Origin of the sequence: Thioclava sediminum (assembly GCF_002020355.1) — a bacterium.
Lineage (GTDB): Bacteria > Pseudomonadota > Alphaproteobacteria > Rhodobacterales > Rhodobacteraceae > Thioclava > Thioclava sediminum.
Genome location: NZ_MPZV01000005.1, coordinates 178,224 through 198,382, shown reverse-complemented (window position 1 = coordinate 198,382; position 20,159 = coordinate 178,224). Strand labels below are relative to the sequence as shown.

General features: G+C 65.7%; 16 protein-coding genes. 10 read left to right on the top strand and 6 right to left on the bottom strand.

Going from position 1 to position 20,159, the window contains the following annotated elements; genetic code table 11:
* Positions 1-58 precede the first annotated feature (58 nt).
* The 7 genes from BMI91_RS18590 (at position 59) to recN (ending at position 9,074) form a co-directional block, all read left to right on the top strand.
* Complete coding sequence (locus BMI91_RS18590; RefSeq protein WP_078601774.1) at positions 59-973, top strand: D-alanine--D-alanine ligase; 915 nt, start codon at positions 59-61, stop codon at positions 971-973.
* Positions 961-1,926 (top strand): cell division protein FtsQ/DivIB, encoded by a 966-nt coding sequence (locus tag BMI91_RS18585; protein ID WP_078606205.1) that lies wholly within the window; start codon positions 961-963, stop codon positions 1,924-1,926. The genes BMI91_RS18590 and BMI91_RS18585 overlap by 13 nt, the downstream gene beginning before the upstream one ends.
* Positions 1,923-3,248 carry a cell division protein FtsA gene (gene ftsA, locus BMI91_RS18580; protein WP_078522995.1) on the top strand — a complete coding sequence of 442 codons (1,326 nt, stop codon included), beginning with the start codon at positions 1,923-1,925 and terminating at the stop codon, positions 3,246-3,248. Before BMI91_RS18585 ends, ftsA begins: the two co-directional genes overlap by 4 nt.
* A gap of 269 nt (positions 3,249-3,517) precedes the next feature.
* Complete coding sequence (ftsZ, locus tag BMI91_RS18575; protein WP_078606204.1) at positions 3,518-5,221, top strand: cell division protein FtsZ; 1,704 nt, start codon at positions 3,518-3,520, stop codon at positions 5,219-5,221.
* Positions 5,222-5,454: 233 nt separating this feature from the next.
* Entirely contained in the window at positions 5,455-6,375 is a 921-nt protein-coding gene (gene lpxC / locus BMI91_RS18570; protein WP_078522993.1) for a UDP-3-O-acyl-N-acetylglucosamine deacetylase, read from the top strand.
* Positions 6,376-6,554: 179 nt separating this feature from the next.
* Complete coding sequence (locus BMI91_RS18565; protein ID WP_078523038.1) at positions 6,555-7,403, top strand: outer membrane protein assembly factor BamD; 849 nt, start codon at positions 6,555-6,557, stop codon at positions 7,401-7,403.
* A 21-nt stretch (positions 7,404-7,424) separates the two neighbouring features.
* Positions 7,425-9,074, top strand: a complete 1,650-nt coding sequence (gene recN, locus BMI91_RS18560; protein WP_078606203.1) for a DNA repair protein RecN — start codon at positions 7,425-7,427, stop codon at positions 9,072-9,074.
* Positions 9,075-9,106: 32 nt separating this feature from the next.
* Here recN and BMI91_RS18555 read toward each other — a convergent pair whose 3' ends face one another.
* Genes BMI91_RS18555 through BMI91_RS18540 form a run of 4 tightly spaced genes read right to left on the bottom strand, consistent with a single transcriptional unit; the run spans position 9,107 to position 12,720 of the window.
* On the bottom strand, positions 9,107-9,895 hold the full coding sequence (locus BMI91_RS18555; protein ID WP_078606202.1) for a glycosyltransferase domain-containing protein: 789 nt from the start codon (positions 9,893-9,895) through the stop codon (positions 9,107-9,109).
* Between the two features lie 34 nt (positions 9,896-9,929).
* The gene (locus tag BMI91_RS18550) at positions 9,930-10,946 is read right to left on the bottom strand and encodes a hypothetical protein (RefSeq protein ID WP_146684160.1); all 1,017 of its coding nucleotides are present in this window, start codon (positions 10,944-10,946) and stop codon (positions 9,930-9,932) included.
* Positions 10,947-10,954: 8 nt separating this feature from the next.
* Positions 10,955-11,347 carry an SgcJ/EcaC family oxidoreductase gene (locus tag BMI91_RS18545; RefSeq protein WP_078542649.1) on the bottom strand — a complete coding sequence of 131 codons (393 nt, stop codon included), beginning with the start codon at positions 11,345-11,347 and terminating at the stop codon, positions 10,955-10,957.
* Positions 11,344-12,720, bottom strand: coding sequence for an FAD-binding oxidoreductase (locus BMI91_RS18540; RefSeq protein ID WP_078606200.1), 1,377 nt, complete (start codon positions 12,718-12,720; stop codon positions 11,344-11,346). The genes BMI91_RS18545 and BMI91_RS18540 overlap by 4 nt, the downstream gene beginning before the upstream one ends.
* Positions 12,721-12,897: 177 nt before the next feature.
* Here BMI91_RS18540 and BMI91_RS18535 point away from each other — a divergent pair, with 177 nt between their 5' ends.
* Both BMI91_RS18535 and BMI91_RS18530 read left to right on the top strand, forming a co-directional pair.
* The gene (locus BMI91_RS18535) at positions 12,898-14,286 is read left to right on the top strand and encodes a bifunctional enoyl-CoA hydratase/phosphate acetyltransferase (RefSeq protein ID WP_078606308.1); all 1,389 of its coding nucleotides are present in this window, start codon (positions 12,898-12,900) and stop codon (positions 14,284-14,286) included.
* Complete coding sequence (locus BMI91_RS18530) at positions 14,283-15,455, top strand: acetate/propionate family kinase (protein ID WP_078606199.1); 1,173 nt, start codon at positions 14,283-14,285, stop codon at positions 15,453-15,455. Before BMI91_RS18535 ends, BMI91_RS18530 begins: the two co-directional genes overlap by 4 nt.
* Before the next feature lie 136 nt (positions 15,456-15,591).
* Here the strand turns inward: BMI91_RS18530 and BMI91_RS18525 are convergent, their stop codons facing one another.
* Together BMI91_RS18525 and cobT are read right to left on the bottom strand one after the other, a co-directional pair.
* Positions 15,592-17,391 carry an aminopeptidase P family protein gene (locus BMI91_RS18525; protein WP_078606198.1) on the bottom strand — a complete coding sequence of 600 codons (1,800 nt, stop codon included), beginning with the start codon at positions 17,389-17,391 and terminating at the stop codon, positions 15,592-15,594.
* A complete protein-coding gene (cobT, locus tag BMI91_RS18520; RefSeq protein WP_078606197.1) occupies positions 17,391-19,268 on the bottom strand; it encodes a cobaltochelatase subunit CobT in 1,878 nt (625 codons plus the stop codon). The genes BMI91_RS18525 and cobT overlap by 1 nt, the downstream gene beginning before the upstream one ends.
* A 266-nt stretch (positions 19,269-19,534) precedes the next feature.
* Here cobT and BMI91_RS18515 point away from each other — a divergent pair, with 266 nt between their 5' ends.
* The gene (locus BMI91_RS18515) at positions 19,535-20,134 is read left to right on the top strand and encodes an NADPH-dependent FMN reductase (protein ID WP_078522983.1); all 600 of its coding nucleotides are present in this window, start codon (positions 19,535-19,537) and stop codon (positions 20,132-20,134) included.
* The last annotated feature ends 25 nt before the right edge of the window (positions 20,135-20,159 follow it).

Below are 20,159 nucleotides of genomic sequence, written 5' to 3'. Positions count from 1 at the left end.
CCCTGCAACGCAATTACCGGACGGGGGTCAACCCCCGCATGAGGCGAAAGTAGCGGGTATGTCGAGCAGGGCATCCCACCGTGTGGCGGTTCTTCTGGGCGGCCCTTCTGCTGAGCGGGAGGTGTCTCTGTCCTCGGGGCGCGAATGCGCCAAGGCGTTGCGCACGGCGGGTTTCGAAGTGATCGAGATCGACGCGGGAGAGGATCTTCCGCAACGGCTGAGCGATGCCGCGCCTGATTGCGTTTTCAATGCTTTGCATGGTCGCTGGGGCGAGGATGGCTGCGTTCAGGGCATGCTCGAATGGCTCCGCATTCCTTACACGCACTCCGGTGTGCTGGCCTCGGCGCTGGCGATGGACAAGGCGCGCGCCAAGCAAGCCTATGCCGCCGCGAACCTGCCGATCGTGCAATCCGTGATCGCGACCAAGGATGACGTGATGGCGCGGCACGTGCTGCCGGCGCCTTATGTCGTGAAGCCGAATAACGAGGGTTCGTCTGTCGGCGTCTATCTGGTGATGGACGGCGCGAACTCCCCGCCGCAGCTGTCGGCCGAGATGCCCGAAGAGGTGATGGTCGAGACCTACGCCCCGGGCCGCGAGCTGACCGTTTCCGTGATGGGCGATCGCGCGCTTTGCGTGACCGAGATCATCACCGAGGGCTGGTACGACTATGACGCGAAATACCGCCCCGGCGGCTCGCGCCACGTTCTGCCCGCCGAAATCCCCGTCGAGATCACCGAAGCCTGCCTCGATTACGCGGTCCGCGCGCATCAGGTTCTGGGCTGCCGGGGCCTCTCGCGCACCGATTTCCGCTGGGACGAGGGCAGGGGGCTCGCCGGTCTCGTGCTGCTGGAGACCAACACCCAGCCGGGCATGACGCCCACCTCGCTTTCGCCCGAACAGGCCGCGCATTGCGGCATCGACTTCCCCGAATTGTGCGCGTGGTTGGTGGAGGACGCCTCATGCGGCCGCTGAACGGTGCCCCGCCGCGCGAAGCCCCCGGGCATCGCCAAGGCCCTTCGGGTGGCATGGCCCCCCGCGTTTACCAACGCTCCAAACGTCCCGCCCGCCGCGATCCCGCGCCCTCGCGGCTCGCTTTCAAACTCGAGCGGCTGTGGCTCACGCCTGCGGTGCGTGCCTTCACCCGGATCGGTGTGCCGATTGTTCTGATCGTCGCGGGCCTCGGTCTTTGGCTGGGCGATCCGGGCCGCCGCGCCGATCTCGTCGCGCAGGTGCAGGACGTGAAGGACGCGATCGAGCATCGCCCCGAATTCATGGTCAAGCTGCTCAAGATCGAAGGCGCGAGCCCCGAGGTTGCCCACGCCGTGCGCGCGATGCTGCCGATGGGGCTGCCTGCTTCCAGCTTCGATATCGACCTCGACGCCTATCGCGACACGATCCGCCGCCTCGATGCGGTGGCCGATGCGCGCCTCGTGATCCGCCCGGGCGGGGTGCTCGAGGCCGACGTGACCGAGCGCGTGCCCGCGATCCTCTGGCGCCAGCCTGCGGGTCTCGAGATGCTCGACGCGTCGGGCCACCGGGTCGCCACGCTGATTTCGCGCGAAGCGCGCCCCGATCTGCCGGTGATTTCCGGCATGGGCGCGGATAAGGCGGTGCCCGAGGCGCTGGAAATCATTGCCGATGCCGGTCCGCTTCTGCCGCGTCTGCGCGGGCTGGAGCGGCTGGGCGAGCGGCGCTGGGATCTCGTGCTGGATCACGATCAGCGCATCATGCTTCCCGAGACAGATCCCGTCGCCGCACTCGACCGCATCCTCGCGCTCAACACCGCCGAGGATCTGCTCGCCCGCGATTTCACCGTGATTGATTTTCGAAACAAGGACCGTCCGACGATCCGGCTCAGCGATAACGCGCTCGCCGAATTCCGCCGGGTGCAGTCTGACATTCTCAAAGCGAGGGCCACGCAATGACCGATCTCTACGAGTTCCAGCGCGCAATGCGCAACATGCGTAAGGCAGCGATGCAACGGGGCGTGATCGCGCTTCTCGATATCGGCAGTTCCAAGATCGCCTGCCTCGTTCTGAAATTCGACAATCCGAACGGGTCCGAGGATGAGGACTCGCTGGCCGGGCACGCCTCGGTGCGGGTGATTGGGGCCGCGACGACGCGTTCGCGCGGGGTGCGCTTCGGCGAGATCGACGCGATGGCAGAGACCGAGCGCGCGATCCGGACCGCCGTGCAGGCCGCGCAGAAGATGGCCAATACCCGCGTCGATCACGTCATCGCCTGTTTCGCGGGCGCCGAGCCGCGCTCCTACGGGCTGGCGGGCGAGATCGAAGTTCAGGGCGATCAGGTCACCGAAGTCGATGTAAGCCGCGTGCTGGCGTCCTGCGATATCCCGCCGCTCGGGGCAGGGCGCGAGGTGCTTCATGCGCAGCCGGTGAACTTCGCGCTCGATCACCGCTCGGGTCTGGCCGATCCGCGGGGCCATGCGGGCCAGCGGCTCGCGGTCGACATGCATCTGCTGACCGTCTCCGACACCGCGATCCAGAACCTTATCTATTGTATCCGGCGCTGCGATCTCGAACTCGCGGGTATCGCCAGCTCCGCCTATGTCTCGGGTGTCTCCAGCCTCGTCGAAGACGAGCAAGAGCTGGGCGCGGCCTGCATTGACATGGGCGGCGGCGCGACCGGCGTGTCGATCTTCATGAAGAAACACATGATCTATGCCGACGCGGTGCGGCTGGGCGGCGAGCATGTCACCCGCGACATCGCGGCGGGGCTGCGGGTGCCGATGTCGGTGGCCGAGCGGATCAAGACCTTCCACGGCGGCGTCGTCGCCACCGGCATGGACGATCGCGAGATGATCGAGCTGGGCGGCGACTCCGGCGACTGGGAAAAGGATCGCCGCCAGGTGAGCCGCGCCGAACTGATCGGTATCATGCGTCCGCGCGTCGAGGAAATCCTCGAAGACGTGCGCGCGATCCTCGATGCTGCGGGGTTCGAGCATCTGCCCTCGAAGCAGATCGTGCTGACGGGCGGGGCGAGCCAGATCCCCGGTCTCGACGGGCTGGCCGCGCGAATCCTCGGCCAGAATGTGCGGCTCGGACGACCCATGCGGGTGCAGGGTCTGCCGCAGGCCGCGACCGGCTCGGGCTTCTCTTCCGTGGTGGGTCTGTCGCTTTTTGCGGCGCACCCGCAAGACGAGTGGTGGGATTTCGAGATGCCCCCCGAAACGCTGGGCGGGCGCTCGCTGCGCCGGGCCATCCGCTGGTTCCGCGATAATTGGTGAAATGTTGCAAAAGTGAAAATTGACTGATCTCAGACGCCTGTCGCGCGAAGTTCAAGTTCGCGTAGCGGCGGCGGTCTGACCGCATCATCCACACAATATGCTGACGTCTGCGCGAAATACCGCTGGTCACGGAATCTGGAGCTCCAGATTTTGTGGTCCGAAGCGGTTTTTTACGTGACGCTGCGGCGATTCATCGCTAAAATCGGTCTAATTTCCATTGAAATCGGCCTGGGACAGGGTCGGGCAGCAACAACAGGCGGACATACCACATGGCGTTGAATTTGATGATGTCAGAGCACGAGGACCTGAAGCCCCGGATCACCGTATTCGGCGTCGGGGGCGCGGGCGGAAACGCGGTCAACAACATGATCGAGCAGCAGCTTGAGGGCGTGGAATTCGTGGTCGCGAATACCGACGCTCAGGCGCTGCAGCAGTCCAAGTCGCAGGCCCGGGTCCAGATGGGCACCAAGGTCACCGAGGGTCTGGGCGCAGGTGCACGTCCCACGGTGGGCGCGGCCGCGGCCGAAGAAAGCATCGAGGCGATCGTCGATCACCTCGCTGGCGCGCACATGTGCTTCATCACCGCCGGCATGGGCGGCGGCACCGGCACCGGCGCGGCCCCGATCATCGCGCAGGCCGCGCGTGAGCTGGGCGTGCTGACCGTCGGCGTCGTGACCAAGCCCTTCCAGTTCGAAGGCTCCAAGCGGATGCGTCAGGCCGAGCAGGGCCTCGAAGAGCTCCAGAAGGTCGTCGACACGCTGATCATCATTCCGAACCAGAACCTGTTCCGTCTGGCCAACGAGAAGACCACCTTCACCGAGGCCTTCTCGATGGCGGACGACGTTCTGTATCAGGGCGTCAAAGGCGTGACCGACCTGATGGTCCGTCCGGGCCTGATCAATCTCGACTTCGCCGACGTGCGTGCGGTGATGGACGAGATGGGCAAGGCGATGATGGGCACCGGCGAGGCGACGGGCGAAGATCGCGCGGTTCAGGCCGCCGAGAAGGCCATCGCGAACCCGCTCCTCGACGAGATTTCGCTGGCAGGCGCCAAGGGCGTGCTGATCAACATCACCGGCGGCTACGACCTGACGCTTTTCGAACTCGACGAAGCGGCGAACCGCATTCGCGAAGAGGTCGATGCGGATGCCAACATCATCGTCGGCTCGACGCTGGACCCCGACATGGAAGGCGCGATGCGTGTCTCCGTGGTCGCGACCGGTATAGATGCGCTGGCCACCCCGGCGGAAGTCCCGGTGCCGCGCCGCTCGCTCGCCGAGCCGCTGAAGCCCGCGGAAACCGCAGCCGAGGCCACCATCGAGCATGCGCCTGCTCCGGCGCCGCAGCCCGCACCGGCTCCGCAGCCCGCGCCGCAGCAGGCACCGGCCGCTCAGGCAGCCCCGCAGCCCGCGCCGCAGCCGCAGCAGACCGCACAAGAGCGGACCCTGTTCGACGCGCCCGCAGCTCGCGCCACGATGGAGCAGCCGCGCGCTCAGGAAGCCGCTGACGACCTGCCGCCGCCGGCCTATCGTCCGCAGCCTGCACCCGCGCAGGATCTGCATGTCGAAGACGGCGCGCATGACTATGTCGCACCGCGTCCGCGTCAGCCCGGCACCCCGTCGCCGGAAGCCCTGCGTCGTCTCGAGGCGGCGGTGAACAAGGCTCCGTCGAGCGCGCCCGCGCAGCGTCCGATGGCGGCGACTCGCCCGGCCGCACCGCAGCAGCCGCAACCGCAGCCGCAGGCAGAGCGTCCGCGCTTTGGCATCAACTCGCTGATCAATCGCATGACCGGCCACGGCCATGCCGAGCAGGGCCACGCGCCCCAGCAGCACGCTCCGCAGCAGCCCGCGCCGCAGCCCCAACAGCCGCGTCCGCAGACCGCTCAGCCGCGCGCCGAGGCCTATGATGACGAGCAATCCGAGGATCAAGATCGCATCGAGATCCCGGCCTTCCTGCGCCGTCAGGCGAATTAATCGGTCACAAAGGCTTCACGAAACGCCGAAAAAGGTCCGCGAGAGCGGGCCTTTTTTCATTCTATATCAGGGCTTTATGTGCTTCTGCGCGGCCTTCCGCCAGATCACGGTCGCAATGTTTCAGGCCGTTACAAAGAGTGAATTGTTAACCCCGCCTTCTCTGACTAACTGATGCTGCGGCTCTCGGACCCGTGTGTTCGTGGATCGCCAGAGAAAAAAGTTGTGAGGTTATCGTGCAGACGACGCTTGCCAAATCCGTGGCCTTTTCCGGCGTTGGGCTCCATTCGGGCGCCCCGGTCGAGATGCATGTGCATCCGGCGCCTGCGGGCCATGGGATCGTGTTCCGTCGCACCGATGTGTCCGGCGTGAACCCGCGTGTGCCCGCTTTGTGGAGCAACGTGCCGAGCGCGACGCTCTGCACGCTGATCGAAAACGAGGACGGCGTTCAGGTCTCCACGATCGAGCACCTGATGGCGGCTCTCGTGGGCTCGGGCATCCACAATGCGCTGATCTCGCTGGACGGGCCGGAAGTGCCGATCCTCGACGGGTCTTCGGCCCAGTTCGTCGCGGCGTTCCGCGCGGCTGGTTTGCGTGAGCTTGCCGCTGAACTGCGCGCGATCCGCATTCTCAAGCCGGTCGAAGTGCGCAACGGTCAGGCCGTGGCGCGCATCGAACCTGCCGCGGGCCTCGAGATCGATTTTGCGATCGACTTCACCGACGCCGCGATCGGTCGTCAGAGCAAGCGCCTCAAGATGGCCAATGGCGCCTTCGTGCGCGAGTTGATGGACAGCCGCACCTTCTGCCGTCTCGCCGATGTCGACGCGATGCGCGAGAAAGGGCTCAGCCTCGGCGGCACTTTCGAGAATGCCGTGGTCGTCGATGGCGACAAGGTGCTCAGCCCCGGCGGTCTGCGTCACGCGGATGAACCCGTGCGCCACAAGATGCTCGATGCGCTTGGCGATCTCGCGCTTGCGGGCGCGCCGATCCTCGGTCGCTATCGTGGCAACCGCGCGGGTCACGCGATGACCAACCAGCTTCTGCGGGCGTTGTTCGAGCGCCCCGATGCGTGGTGCTGGGAAACCTGTTCGCCCGCGCAGGCTTACAGCTTGCCCGGCGCTGGTGTATGCTCGGCAGCGGCACTGGCATCGGCCTGAATGCATCGCGGCCCGGTCACGGGTTCGCGGGCATCGGGAAAAGGGGCGTCAAAACCCGCAAAGGCATTTTGCGCCCCGGATTTTTCTATGCTAGGACATGCCGAACGGCCTCCGAAACGGGGTAGTGATTGACGGGTCCGGGGCCTTTCTCCGGCAACGAAAGAGGGATGGGGCAGGGCATGGCGCGCGGCAAACTGGCGGCAGCGAAACTCGGGGCTCTTGGTCTTGTAATGGCGCTTTCCGCCTGCGGTACTGACCCGAACAAAGCACCGAACCTCGAAAACTTCACGGCCAAGCAAATCTACGAGCGTGGCGAATACGAGCTGGAGGTCGGCAATCCGCGCCGCCCCAATACCGCGCTGAAGTATTTCTCCGAGGTCGAGCGGCTTTACCCCTATTCGCAATGGGCCAAGCGCGCGTTGATCATGGAAGCCTATGCCCAGCATAAGGCGAAGAATTACGAAGAAGCCCGCGCTTCGGCGCAGCGATTCCTCGACACCTATCCCGGCGACGAAGATGCGGCCTATGCGCAATATCTTCTGGCGCTCAGCTATTACGATCAGATCGACGAGGTCGGCCGCGATCAGGGCCTGACCTTCCAGGCGCTGCAGGCGCTGCGCGACGTGATCGAGAAATACCCGGATTCGGAATATGCCCAGTCGGCGATCCTGAAATTCGACCTCGCCTTCGACCACCTCGCGGGCAAGGAGATGGAGATCGGGCGTTACTACCTCAAGCGCGGCAACTACACCGCGGCGATCAACCGCTTCCGCGTGGTGGTGGAGCAATTCCAAACGACGAGCCACACGCCCGAGGCGCTGGAACGTCTGGTGGAGGCTTATCTGGCACTCGGCATCACCGATCAGGCCCAGACCGCAGGCGCGATCCTCGGCCACAACTTCCAGTCCTCGCCCTTCTATCAGGACGCTTTCAACCTGCTGCAAAAGCGTGGGTTGAAGCCCGAGGCGAAGGGCAACGGATGGCTGTCCAGCGTGTATCGTCAGGTGGTTCAGGGCAAGTGGCTCTGATCGGGGCCCTCATGGTCTGAAATGCTACATTCGCTGGATATCCGCGACATTCTGATTATCGAGAGGCTGGAGCTGGACTTCGGCCCCGGCCTCAATGTGCTGACCGGTGAGACCGGGGCGGGCAAATCGATTCTGCTTGATTGTCTGGGCTTCGTGCTGGGCTGGCGCGGCCGGGCCGAACTCGTGCGTCAGGGCGCCGATCAGGGCGAGGTGACGGCTGTGTTCGAGTTGCCCACCGATCACCCCGCACGCGAAGTGCTGGCCGAAGCGGGCATCCCCGTCTCGGACGAATTGATCCTGCGCCGGGTAAATGCGCGCGACGGCCGCAAGACCGCGTGGATCAACGATCGCCGGGCGTCCGGTGACGTGCTGCGGCAGGTCTCCGCCTCGCTGGTGGAGCTGCACGGCCAATCCGACGATGGCGGCCTGCTCAACGAACGCGGCCACCGGGCGCTGCTCGATGCCTTCGCGGGCCATTCCGATCTGCTGGAGGCCACCCGCGCGGCGTGGAAAGCGCGGGCGGCGGCTGCGCGCAAGCTGGAGGCGGCGCGGAGTTCTCTCGCTGCGGTGAAGGAGGAGGAAGAATTCCTGCGCTATGCGGTGAAGGAATTCGACACGCTCGATCCGAAACCCGGCGAGGAAGCCGAGCTCGACAGCCAGCGCCGCCTGATGCAGGGCGCCGCGAAAATCCGCGAGGATGTGGCGCGCGCCTTTGCCGCCCTCGGCCCGGAAGGGGCGGAGGGGATGATGCGCGACGCCGATCGCTGGCTGCAGGGCGCTGCGGACCGGGCCGAGGGGCGTCTCGACGCGCCGCTGGAGGCCTTGGAACGCGCCTTCCTCGAGCTGGGTGAGGCGGCGCAGGGCGTGGAGACCGCGCTGGATGCGCTCGATTTCGATCCCCATGCCTTGGAGGCCTGCGAGGAACGTCTGTTCGCGATCCGAGGTCTTGCGCGCAAACACGGTGTGCTCGCCGATGAACTGGCCGATTTCGCCGAAGGCCTGCGCGAGAAGCTGGCTGCCTTGGATGCAGGCGAGGAAGGGATCGGCGCGCTGGAAGCTGAGCTCGCGAAAGCAGGCGCGACCTATGACAAAGCCGCCGCCGCATTGTCGAAGGCGCGTACCGAGGCTGCAGGGCAGCTCGATGCCGCGATGGCGGGCGAATTGGCGCCGCTGAAGATGGATCGCGCCGTGTTCGAGACGCGGCTGTCGGAGGGCGAGCCCGGTGCCGAGGGCACCGATACCGTGCGCTTCACCGTCGCCACCAACCCCGGCGCACCGGCAGGGCCGCTCAACAAGATCGCGTCGGGCGGCGAGCTGTCACGCTTCCTGCTTGCGCTCAAAGTCGTGCTCGCGCGCGGTGCCGATACGCTGACCCTGATCTTCGACGAGATCGACCGCGGCGTGGGCGGAGCCACCGCCGATGCCGTGGGCCGTCGTCTCGCGAAGCTCGCTGAGGGCGCGCAGGTCCTCGTCGTCACCCATTCCCCGCAGGTCGCCGCCCGCGGCGCGACCCATTTCCGGGTCGCGAAATCGGTCAACAACGACATGACCACCTCCGAAGTCCGCGCACTGGCCACAGCCGAGCGCACCGACGAAATCGCCCGCATGATCGCAGGCGCCGAAGTCACCGAAGCCGCGAAGGCGGCGGCACTGGATTTGCTGAAGGGTTAAGCGTCGGTCGCGCGTGTTTCGTGGTGGTCCGCCTACCGGGCTTTCAGCCGGTTGCGCAGTGTCTTGCGATGCATCGAGAGATAGTAACGCGCGACCGAAAACGCCCCGCCGGAGCGGCCGCTGAAATGCGGCATCCGGATGAAATGCGGGTTCGGGTGACGGAAGGACCAATCCCACCGGTGGACCGATAGATCGACCTTTTGCAGCACCCACGGCAAGGCCAGCTGATCGCGCTTCGAGTTGTGACGATATTCCTCCCACCAGAGTTGCATCGCCGGCGCGAGATTGGTGGCTCGATGGTTGCGGAAGATGATGCTGTTTTCGGAGAGCGGCACGCCGCACCCGGTCGGCATATCCCCGCGATACCGGTTTAGCTGCGCAAGCATCGCAGCCTTTTCCTCGGGCGAGAAGCGGGGGGAGGCGCACAGTTCGGTGCATTCCTCGTCAATGGTGGACCGCGTCGGGTGTTTGAACAGCCCGATCGCGGCATGCGAGGCGATGAATTCATCGCGCAAGGCCTTGAGGTCGCTGACGATCCGAATGTTCCCGTCGAGATAGACCGAATAGCCGTATTCAGGGAAAATCTCATGCGCGAACATTTTGCACCACCGGTTCGCATCGCCCGAGGGCAGGTCACGGGCCGGTTCGGGAAGCGGCCGGACGGTCCAGCCACGCGCCTTGGGCATGGGGGTGTTGGACAGTAGAATATAGTCGACGTCCGGATCGGACTGGCGCGGAGGCAGGGGTAGGTCGTAATCGTCGATTATGGCCGTATAGACGACAACCCTTGGCCGATCTGAAGAGGATGAACTGGGGGTCATGATGTCATTCCCCTTATCCAAAGCACCACTCGGCTCAAAGTGAAAACACGCTCCCGCGCGCGATTTTCACGAGTTCTCTGAATCTTTCAGCAATGGCGGGGGCGGAAACACGCGCAGCCATCCCCTGTGTCGCGCTCAGGGCCTGTGTCCAGTTTGGCCGGCCGAACTCGGCGGCCATCTTCTGGAATGCCGCTTCTACCGCCGTGTCGCTGTCGTCTTCGGTGAAATAGGGATAGTCCGCGCCAAGCAGCGCTTCGGCATCGGGCACCGAGCGGTTCACCAGCGGAACGGCTCCGCAGGCGGCGGCGATCATCCCCTTGGTGAATGGTTTCGTCACGCGGCTGCCTTGCGCGTCGGGGCGGACGCAGTAATGCGCGCTGTAGTCTCCGAGCGCCTCGAATGTGGCCTCGAAATCTTCGGCATGGGCCGCGTTGAGCACGTCGATCTTGTCTCGCAGTGCCTCGCTCATTTGGCAGTTCAGCGGGTCGCCGAAATAGACCATGCGGAATGTGTCCTGCTGCGCGCGTACAGCCTGATTGGCGAGGCGAATATCGGGGCCGTGCAGGATTGTGTGGACTTTGGACGAAAAGCGGGGACCGCCGGCGTTCCGCTCAGCGATAAGGTCGACCAGCTGACGCTCGGATTGGTACGCGCTTGCGATGTGCAGATCGGCGGCGGGCGACAAAAGCCGGTCGAGATCGCCATCGACATAGTCGGCGCAAATTGTCCCGCCGCGTTTTTTCAAGATCGCGGCGACCTCGGGGCGCAGCACGGGCAGGGCGCTTTTCGTGACGAAGAAGATCGCGTCTTCGGGTTGGCGTGCGGCCCAGAGACGGCGCGCGATCTTGCCCCAAAGCTTCGACTTGCGTGGCGCGAGGGAAATGGAGAGATCGATCTCGTCGCCAAGCTCGGGCGAAATCAGTTCAATCAGCTGATGGGCGCGCATGAAGGTGCTGCCCAGCGAGAGGTGCCGGTCGCTGCAAACGAAGACGATTCTTGGTCTTATTTCTCCCATGTCGCAACCATAGGTTAAGCGGCTGGGAGCCGCCATACGGCGTCTTACCCCGCCTCCACCACGAATTGCGCGGCGACGATTTCCCAGCCCGCTGGCGTCAGCCCAAGCGTTGCGGCCAGCGTGCAGCCGATCCGCCCCGCATCCGCGCCGTTTTCGGTGATGATCCCGGTCAGGACGAAGCGTTGGAGGACGACTGCGGCCTCGGCGCCGACGGCGCGCGATTTGGCCTTGCCGGTCACCAGCCGCGCGCGCGAGAAGGCGCCGGCGAGTTCGCCTGCGAACAGTTCCGCGATCTGGGTGCGGCCCGAGGCGATCCCGCCGGTGAGCGAGATGAAATCGGCATCTTCCGCGAAGAAGCCCGCAAGCGCCTGCGCATCGCGCGCGCCCCAGGCTTTCGCAAAGGCGCGCGGCAGCGCGTCCGGGGTTTCGAAGCTCATTCGTCCTGCTCCACCAGTTTGCCGGGATTGAGAATGTTCTGCGGGTCGAGCGCGCGCTTGATCTGGCCCATCACGTCCCAGCCGGCGCCATGCTCGCCGCGCATATAGCCCATCTTGCCCATGCCGATACCGTGCTCGCCGGTGACGGTGCCCTGCATCTCCAGCGCACGTTCGGCCATCTTCGCGGCCACTTGCTTGGCGCGTTTGAACTCGTCCTTATCCTCGGGATCGAGCAGCAGGACCGAGTGGAAATTCCCGTCGCCGACATGGCCCACCACGGGGCCGATCAGCCCGGCTTCGAGGATGTCATGCTTGGTCGCGGCCACGGCCTCGGCCAGTCGCGAGATCGGGACGCAGATATCGGTCACCAGCCCCATGCAGCCGGGGCGATGCGCGATCGTGGCGGGGTAGGCGCCGTGGCGCATCTTCCACAGGCGGTTGCGATCCTCGGTGGTGGTGGCCCATTGGAAATCGGCCCCGCCCATCTCTGCCACCACTTCGCCGAAGCGTTCCGAGGCCTCGGCCACGCCGGTTTCCGAGCCGTGAAACTCGATCATCAGATGCGGCTTGGCGGGGAAATGCGTGCCGTTCGCCTCGTTGAAAATCTGCGCGGTCAGGTCGTCGACGAATTCGATCCGCGCCGTCGGGATGCCCATCTGGATCGTCATCTGCACCGTCTCGACCGCCGCTTCCAGCGTGTCGAAGGCACAGACCGCAGACGAGATCGCCTCGGGCTGGCCATGCAGGCGCAGCGTCAGCTCGGTGATGATCCCGAGCGTGCCTTCCGAGCCCACCATCAGCGCGGTCAGATCGTAGCCTGCCGAGGATTTCTTCGCGCGGCTGCCGGTGCGGATGATGCGACCGTCGGCCAGCACCACTTCCAGCGCCGCCACATTGTCGCGCATCGAGCCATAGCCCACCGTCGTCGTCCCGCTCGCCCGGGTCGCCGCCATCCCGCCAAGCGAAGCATTCGCGCCCGGATCGACCGGGAAGAACAGCCCCGTCGCGCGCAGGTCTTCGTTGAGCGCCTCGCGGGTCACGCCGGGCTGGACGCGCACCTGCATGTCCTCGGCCAGAACGGCGACCACGCGGTCCATCTTCATCAGATCGAGGCTGATCCCGCCGCGCACCGGCACGGCATGGCCCTCCAGCGAGGTGCCCGTGCCATAGGGCGTGATCGGCACGTCATGGGCGGCGCAGATTTTCACGATCGCGCTGACCTCTTCGGCGCTGATCGGATAGGCCACCGCATCGGGCGGTGCGAAAGCGAACCATGTCTCGTTGCGGCCATGCTGGTCGCGCGCGCCTTTCGAGGCGTCGAGCCGGTCGCCCAGCAAAGTTTCGAGTTCCGCCAGCGCCTCTGCCAATGCCATGCACGCCTCCCATTTTTGCTGCCCAAGCTTTAGGCTCAGCCGCGCGCGAGTGAAAGGGTTCCTGCGGTTTGTCGGCGGTTTTTGTCTCGGATCAAGGATTTGTCGCGAATCTCTGCCTAGCTAGCAGCGCGCAGGTCCGGCAGACTTGCGCGGCAGGCAATGAAGAAGGAGCGCGCCATGATGTTCGAGAGCCGGAAATGGGACGAGATCGAGGTCGGTCAATCGGCGGAGTTGAAGCGGCTGTGCACGGCCGATGATTTCTACGTCTTCGCGGCGGCTTCGGGCAATCACAACCCGGTTCATCTTGAGGCGGAGGACGGCGATGGCGACGGCCAGAAGGAGGCCTACGCGCCGGGGATGTTCGTGGCCTCGCTGATCACCGCCGTGCTGGGCAATCTGCTGCCGGGGCCGGGGACGCTCTATCGCTCGCAAAGCCTGCGCTTCCACGATCTCGCGGCCGCCGGGCAGGAGCTCTGCGCCCGCGTCGAGGTGCTCGAAAAGCTGCCCGGCGATCTCTTGCGGATGAAGACGGAAGTGCGCCGCGTGGGCGACGACGCGTTGATCGTCGAGGGCGAAGCCGAGGTTCATGCCCCGCAGAAACATCTGAAATTCGATGCGCTCGAAGTGCCGGGCCTGATCTCGCAACGTCACCGCCATTTCGAGAAGCTGCTGGAGAAGGCCGAGCCGCTGCCCGATCTGGTCACCGCGGTCGTCTGCCCCGAAGAGCCAGTGTCGCTCGACGGTGCGCTCCTCGCTGCCGAACATCACCTGATCGAGCCGCTGCTGATCGGCCATCCCGAAAAGATCATGTCCGTCGCGAAGGAGCTGGGCCGCGACGTGACCAAGTTCGAGATCCTGCCCGCCGAGACTGCCCGCGATGCCGCCCGCATGGCGGTGCAGCTGGTCAATGAGGGGCGCGCCGGCGCAGTGATGAAGGGCCACCTGCACACCGATGCGCTGCTGAAGCCGATGCTCGACAAGGCGACGGGGCTGCGGGTCGGCAAACGCTTCACCCATGTCTTCGTGATGGATGTGCCCGGCGTCGTGCATCCTCTGATCGTCACCGATGCCGCGATCAACATCGCGCCCGATCTCGAGACCAAGGTGCATATCGTGCAAAACGCGATCGACGTGGCGATCTCGATCGGGATCGAGGTGCCGAAAGTGGGCGTGCTGTCTGCGGTCGAGACCGTGACGCCCGCGATCCCGTCCTCGCTGGATGCGGCGCTTCTGTCGAAAATGGCCGAGCGCGGGCAGATCACCGGGGGCGAGGTCGATGGGCCGCTCGCGATGGACAATGCCGTCGATCTGGCCGCCGCGCGTACCAAGGGCATCCGCTCGGCCGTGGCGGGCCGGGCCGAGGTGCTGGTAGCACCCGGGATCGACTCCGCAAATATGCTGGCCAAGCAGCTCGCCTATATCTCCCATGCGGAAGGGGCGGGGCTGATGCTGGGCGCGAAAGTGCCGGTGATCCTGAACTCGCGCTCCGATAGCGGTATGGCGCGGCTGGCCTCCGCCGCCGTGGCCTCGATCCACTACCACCGGACCTGCGGGGATCGCGCATGAGCACCCGCGCGATCCTGACACTGAACTCCGGCTCGTCCTCGCTGAAACTGGGGCTGTTTTCGGAAGATATCGACACGCTCGCGCTCGGCCATGTCGACCGGATCGGACGGCGCGAGGCGGCGATGAAACTCAGCGGCCCCGATGGCGCGCCGCTACCGCTGCCCGCCTCCGCCCCGGACGATTTCGCGACCAATGCGGCGGCGCTGCACACCGCGCTCGCGGCGTTTCAGGCGGCCTTTCCGGGGCTGGAAGTGATCGCGGTCGGCCACCGGATTGTGCATGGCGGGATCGACCATGCGGCCCCCGAGCCCCTGTCCGAACCGCTGATGAAGGAGCTGGCCAAGCTCGCCCCCTTCGCGCCGCTGCACCAGCCGCATAACCTCGCAGGCGTGCGTGCGGCGGTCGATACCTTCCCCGGCACGCCGCAGGTCGCCTGCTACGACACCGCCTTTCATCGCGGCCATCCCTTCGTCAGCGACACCTTTGCGCTGCCGCGCCGCTATTACGAGAAAGGCGTGCGCCGCTACGGCTTTCACGGGCTGAGCTATGATTTCATCAATGGCGAGCTGACCCGCACCGAGCCCGACTTGCACAAGGGGCGGATGATCGTGGCGCACTTGGGCTCGGGCGCGTCGATGTGCGCGATCGAGAACGGCCAGTCGGTCACCTCGACGATGGGGTTCTCCGCGCTCGAAGGGCTGCCGATGGGCACGCGTCCGGGCGAGCTCGACCCCGGCATCCTGCTCTACATGATGGATCAGGAGGGGATGAGCGCGTCCGAGATCTCGACGCTGCTCTACAAGGAATCCGGGCTTCTGGGCATGTCCGGCATCTCCAACGATATGCGCACGCTGGAGGGATCAAGCGACCCCAAGGCGAAAGAGGCGATCGACTATTTCTGCTTCCGCATCAAACGTCAGATCGGCGCGATGGCGGCGGCGATGGGCGGCTTGGACGGGATCGTCTTTACCGGCGGGATCGGAGAGAACTCGGCCCGCGTGCGTGCGCAGGCCTGCGACGGTCTGGGCTTCCTCGGGGTCGCGATCGACGTCGGCGCCAATGCCGAGAATGCGCGCGAGATCGGGTCGGGCGCGGTTCGGGTGCTCGTGATCCCGACCAATGAGGAAATCGTCATCGCGCGGGCGGCGAAGGCCGTGCTCGACCTGTAAGCGATGGCGCTTGCGGGTCCTGCTGGACGCTCCGCGGGGGATATTTGGAGCAGTTGGAAGCAGAGCGCAGGCTTCCCTTCCAATTGCCCTAAATATCCCCGCCGGAGGCATCCGACGGCTTTCGGCGCGCGCAGTCTCAGATCGGCGCGCAGGCGGTTTGCAGCCAGGCCTTGGCGCGCTCGCTGACCTTCGGCGCGATCCGCTCCAGCACCTCGGCGTGATAGGCGTCGAGCCAGTCGCGCTCTTCGGGACCAAGCAGCTCGACATCGATCAGGCGGCGGTCGATCGGCACCCAGGTCAGCGTCGAGAAGGACAGTTGGTCGCGATTGTCGCCCTTAGCCTCGGCCTCTTCGGTGAGGATCAGGTTCTCGATCCGGATGCCGAATGCGCCCTCGCGGTAATAGCCCGGCTCGTTCGACAGGATCATTCCGGGTTCGAGCGACAGGGTCGACACCCGAGAAATCCGCGCGGGGCCTTCGTGCACGCAGAGCGCAGCGCCGACGCCATGGCCGGTGCCGTGATCGTAATCCCAGCCCTCGGCCCAAAGCGGCGCACGGGCGAGCGCATCGAGATGGGCGCCTGCCACGCTGCGCGGGAAGCGCGTGCGCGATAGCGCGATCATGCCTTGCAGTACGCGGGTGAAGGGGCGTTTGGCGTCTTGTGGCACGTCGCCAACGGCCACGGTGCGGGTGATGTCGGTGGTGCCGTCGACATATTGGCCGCCCGAATCCACCAGCAGCAATTCACCCGGTTTCACGGGGCGATTGGTGTCCTCGTTCACGCGGTAATGGACGATCGCGCCATTGCCACCCGCGCCGCAGATCGTCTCGAAGGAGATGTCGATCAGCGCGTTGGTGTCGCGGCGGAAGCCTTCGAGCGCGGTGACGACTTCGATCTCGGTCAGCTTACCTTTCGGGGATTCCGTGTCGAGCCAGCTGAGGAACTCGACCATCGCCGTGGCGTCGCGCAGATGCGCCGCCTCCATGCCCGCAACTTCGGCGGCGTTCTTGCGCGCTTTCGGCAGGATGCAGGGATCGCGCGCCTCATGGATCTTGGTGTCGTGATCGGCCAGCAGCAGCGAGACGGCGAGCGGCGCGCTGTCGGGGTCGACCAGCACCGGGCCTTCGATCGCCTCCAGCGCGGCGGTCAGGCTGTCGGGCGGCAGGATCGAAACCCCGTCGCCCAGATGGGCGCGCAACTCGGCGTCGAATTTCGCGTCATCGGCAAAGAGCTTCACCGCGCCATCGTCGAAGAGCACCGCGAAGGATTGCACCACCGGGTTGCGGGGAATGTCGGAGCCGCGAATGTTCAGCAGCCAGCAGATCGAATCCGGCAGGGTGAGGACGGCGGCCGCGATATCGTCGTCGCGCAAGCCCTCGGCCAGACGGGCGCGTTTCTCTGCGGCGGTCTCGCCTGCGAATTCCGGCGGGTGAATGCGGGCCGGTTCGGCGGGCGGGGCAGGGCGGTCGTTCCAGACGCGGTCCACGAGGTTCTCGCTCTCGATCAGCGCGATGCCGGTGCCTTCCAGCCCCTCGCGGATTTTCGCGATCTCGGATTTGGTATGCAGCCACGGATCGAAGCCGATCTTGGCGCCTGCGTGTGCGTGATCCTTGAGCCAGTCGGCCGGTTTCACCTCGGGCCAGTTCACCGGGGTGAAGTGGTCGAGCGAGACCTCGGCGCGCACTTGCACCCGGTAGCGGCCATCGACGAAGACGCCCGCGATCTCGGGCAGGGCGATGCAGAAGCCTGCCGATCCGGTGAAGCCGGTCAGCCAGCCCAGACGCGCATCGCAGGGCGCGACATACTCGCCCTGATGCGCATCGGCGCGGGGAATGATGAAGCCGTCGAGCCCGGCTGCGGACATGGCTTCGCGCAGCGCCGCCAGCCGGGGCGGGCCCAGTTCGGGGCGCGATTGCACCGAGAAATCCTGAAACATCAGATAGCCTTCTTGATCCCGAGGAAGCGGGCGCGGGCCCGCGGATCGCTGTCGAAGAGGGAGGCGAGCTGTTCGGTCATGGCGCCCGCCAGTTGCTCCACATCGGTGATCGTCACCGCGTGCTGGTAATAGCGCGTCACGTCATGGCCGATGCCGATGGCGATCAGCTCCACCGCGCGGCGCCGTTCCACCATCGCGATCACGTCGCGCAGGTGTTTTTCCAGATAGATCGCCGGGTTCACCGACAGCGTCGAGTCGTCCACCGGCGCGCCGTCAGAGATCACCATCAGGATCTTGCGCTGCTCCGAGCGGGCGAGCATCCGGCGATGCGCCCATTCCAGCGCCTCGCCGTCGATGTTCTCCTTCAGCAGACCTTCCTTCATCATCAGGCCCAGATTGGCCCGCGTCCGGCGCATCGGAGCGTCGGCCCGCTTGTAGATGATGTGGCGCAGATCGTTGAGGCGACCGGGGCTTTGCGGGCGGCCATCGGCGAGCCATTTCTCGCGCGATTGCCCGCCTTTCCAGGCGCGGGTGGTGAAGCCGAGGATCTCGACCTTCACGTCGCAGCGCTCCAGCGTGCGGGCGAGCACGTCGGCGCAGATCGCCGCGATCGAGATCGGGCGGCCCCGCATCGAGCCGGAATTGTCCAGGAGCAGCGTCACCACGGTGTCGCGGAACTCGGTATCCTTCTCGACCTTGAAGCTGAGCGGCGTCGTGGGGTTCGCGACAACGCGGGCGAGGCGGCCCGCATCGAGCATTCCTTCCTCGCGGTCGAATTCCCAAGACCGGTTCTGCTGCGCCTGCAGGCGGCGTTGCAGTTTGTTGGCGAGCCGTGAGACCGCGCCTTTCAGCGGATCGAGCTGCTGATCGAGATAGAGGCGCAGACGCTCCAGCTCGGCCGGTTCGGCCAAGTCCTCGGCGGCGATCTCCTCGTCGAATTCGGTCGTGTAGACGGCGTAATTAGGATCCGCCTGCGAATGCGGCGGGGGCGGCGGCGGCTCCAGCGGCGCATCGGCCTGCGGCATGTCCATCTCGTCGCTCATTTCCTGATCGGCGAGATCGTCGGAGCTGACGGAGGTCTGGGTCTGGTCGTCCTGCGCTTCCTGGCTGGATTCCGGCGTAGCCTCGGCCTCGTCGTCCTCCTGCTCGTCGCGGGCCTGATTTTCGCCCTGTTCCTCGTCGGCGTTTTCTTCCTGCTCGTCCTCGGCCTCGTCGCCCATATCCTCGTCGGGATCGTCGCCCAGTTGATCGGCATAGCCGAGATCGGCGATCACCTTGCGGGTGAGGCGCGCGAAGGCGGCCTGATCGGCGAGGACGTGGTTGACGTTCTCCAGATCGTCGCCCGCCGATTGCTCGATGAAGGGGCGCCACAGGTCGAGCACGTTATCCGCGCCGGGCGGCAGTTTCCGGCCCGTCGCCAGTTCGCGCACGAAATAGCCCGCGGCGACCGAGAGCGGCGCTTCTTCGGGGGCGCGGATCTGGGCATAGCCCTTGCGCTCGGCCTCATGGGCGATCTTGGCGTCGATATTCGACAGCGTGCCCGGCATGTCGCGCGCGCCCAAGGCTTCGCAGCGCGCGGTCTCCATCGCCTCGTAGATCGCGCTCGCAAGATCGCCCGAGGGCGCATAGCGGCTGTCGATCGCGGCATCGTGGTGGCGGCGGCGCATCGCCATCGCATCGGCCGTGCCGCGCGCCAGCAGAACCTCGTCGCGCGTCATCCGGCGCGAAACCTGCGGCAGGCGCATCGTGTCGGCGGTCATACCCGAAGGGTCGACCGAATAGCTCACCGTCATATCGGGCGCGTCGGCCATCGTCTTGGTGGCCTCGGCCAGCGCCTTTTTGAAGGGATCCGCGGGGTTGTCGGAAGGCTTGCTCATAGCCTCAGATAAAGCATCGCGCGCGTCCGCCCGCAAGAGCCGATCGCGCGAGACGCGCGCGGCAGATCGGCCTGGTTTGCGCGGGCGGGGGGCTGGGAAAGTTCCCGCTGCTGGCGCGCGGCATCCGTTCACCTGTGCACATAGCGGGCGGGTTGGATGGGCTCAAACAGGGCTTACGTAGAGTTGAACACGAGACGCACGCCTCCCCCTGTGGCCTGACTTCCCCAATCGAAGGCCCCGTGCGACATACCCGAAAGGAGTTCGACATGAGCGAGACTTTGAACATCGGCCTGATCGTCGGCACGACGCGCGAAGGGCGCTTCGCTGACCGCGCACTCGAATGGTTCGAGACCAAGATCGATGCGCGCGACGACATGCGCTACGAGGTTCTGGATCTGCGCGAAGCCGCGCTGCCCTTCTTCGACGAGGTGGCTCCGCCTGCAGCGAAGCCCGTGACCAGCGAGAAGGCGCAGGCCTGGGGTGAGAAGCTCAAGGAATTCGACGGGTTCATCGTGGTGACGGCGGAGTACAACCACTCGATCCCGGCCACGATCAAGAACGCCTTCGACTATGCGTTTGAGGGCTGGCGTCGCAAGCCGCTGGGCACCGTGGGCTATGGTGGCGTGGGCGCTGCCCGCGCGGTCGAGCATCTGCGGCTCGTCGCGATCAACTTCGGCATGGTCCCCGTCGCAGGCGCAGTCAGCATCGGCGGTGCGGATTTCGTGAAGGCCGCGCAAGGCACGCCGATCGCGGAACTGGGCGACCATCTGGACGGTCCGGCGAAGACGCTGCTCGACGATATGGCGTTCTGGGGTCAGGCGGCGAAGCTGGCCAAGGGCGAGACAGAAAATCGTCAGGCCGCGTGATCTAAACGGATCTGCCACACGTAGT

Coding starts and splice junctions, on each gene's coding strand:
- BMI91_RS18555 (WP_078606202.1), bottom strand. CDS start 9,895: ATGACCCCCAGTTCATCCTCTTCAGATCGGCCAAGGGTTGTCGTCTAT.
- BMI91_RS18550 (WP_146684160.1), bottom strand. CDS start 10,946: ATGGCGGCTCCCAGCCGCTTAACCTATGGTTGCGACATGGGAGAAATA.
- BMI91_RS18540 (WP_078606200.1), bottom strand. CDS start 12,720: ATGGCATTGGCAGAGGCGCTGGCGGAACTCGAAACTTTGCTGGGCGAC.
- BMI91_RS18530 (WP_078606199.1), top strand. CDS start 14,283: ATGAGCACCCGCGCGATCCTGACACTGAACTCCGGCTCGTCCTCGCTG.
- BMI91_RS18545 (WP_078542649.1), bottom strand. CDS start 11,347: ATGAGCTTCGAAACCCCGGACGCGCTGCCGCGCGCCTTTGCGAAAGCC.
- ftsA (WP_078522995.1), top strand. CDS start 1,923: ATGACCGATCTCTACGAGTTCCAGCGCGCAATGCGCAACATGCGTAAG.
- cobT (WP_078606197.1), bottom strand. CDS start 19,268: ATGAGCAAGCCTTCCGACAACCCCGCGGATCCCTTCAAAAAGGCGCTG.
- recN (WP_078606203.1), top strand. CDS start 7,425: ATGCTACATTCGCTGGATATCCGCGACATTCTGATTATCGAGAGGCTG.
- BMI91_RS18585 (WP_078606205.1), top strand. CDS start 961: ATGCGGCCGCTGAACGGTGCCCCGCCGCGCGAAGCCCCCGGGCATCGC.
- BMI91_RS18515 (WP_078522983.1), top strand. CDS start 19,535: ATGAGCGAGACTTTGAACATCGGCCTGATCGTCGGCACGACGCGCGAA.
- BMI91_RS18590 (WP_078601774.1), top strand. CDS start 59: ATGTCGAGCAGGGCATCCCACCGTGTGGCGGTTCTTCTGGGCGGCCCT.
- BMI91_RS18525 (WP_078606198.1), bottom strand. CDS start 17,391: ATGTTTCAGGATTTCTCGGTGCAATCGCGCCCCGAACTGGGCCCGCCC.
- ftsZ (WP_078606204.1), top strand. CDS start 3,518: ATGGCGTTGAATTTGATGATGTCAGAGCACGAGGACCTGAAGCCCCGG.
- BMI91_RS18535 (WP_078606308.1), top strand. CDS start 12,898: ATGATGTTCGAGAGCCGGAAATGGGACGAGATCGAGGTCGGTCAATCG.
- BMI91_RS18565 (WP_078523038.1), top strand. CDS start 6,555: ATGGCGCGCGGCAAACTGGCGGCAGCGAAACTCGGGGCTCTTGGTCTT.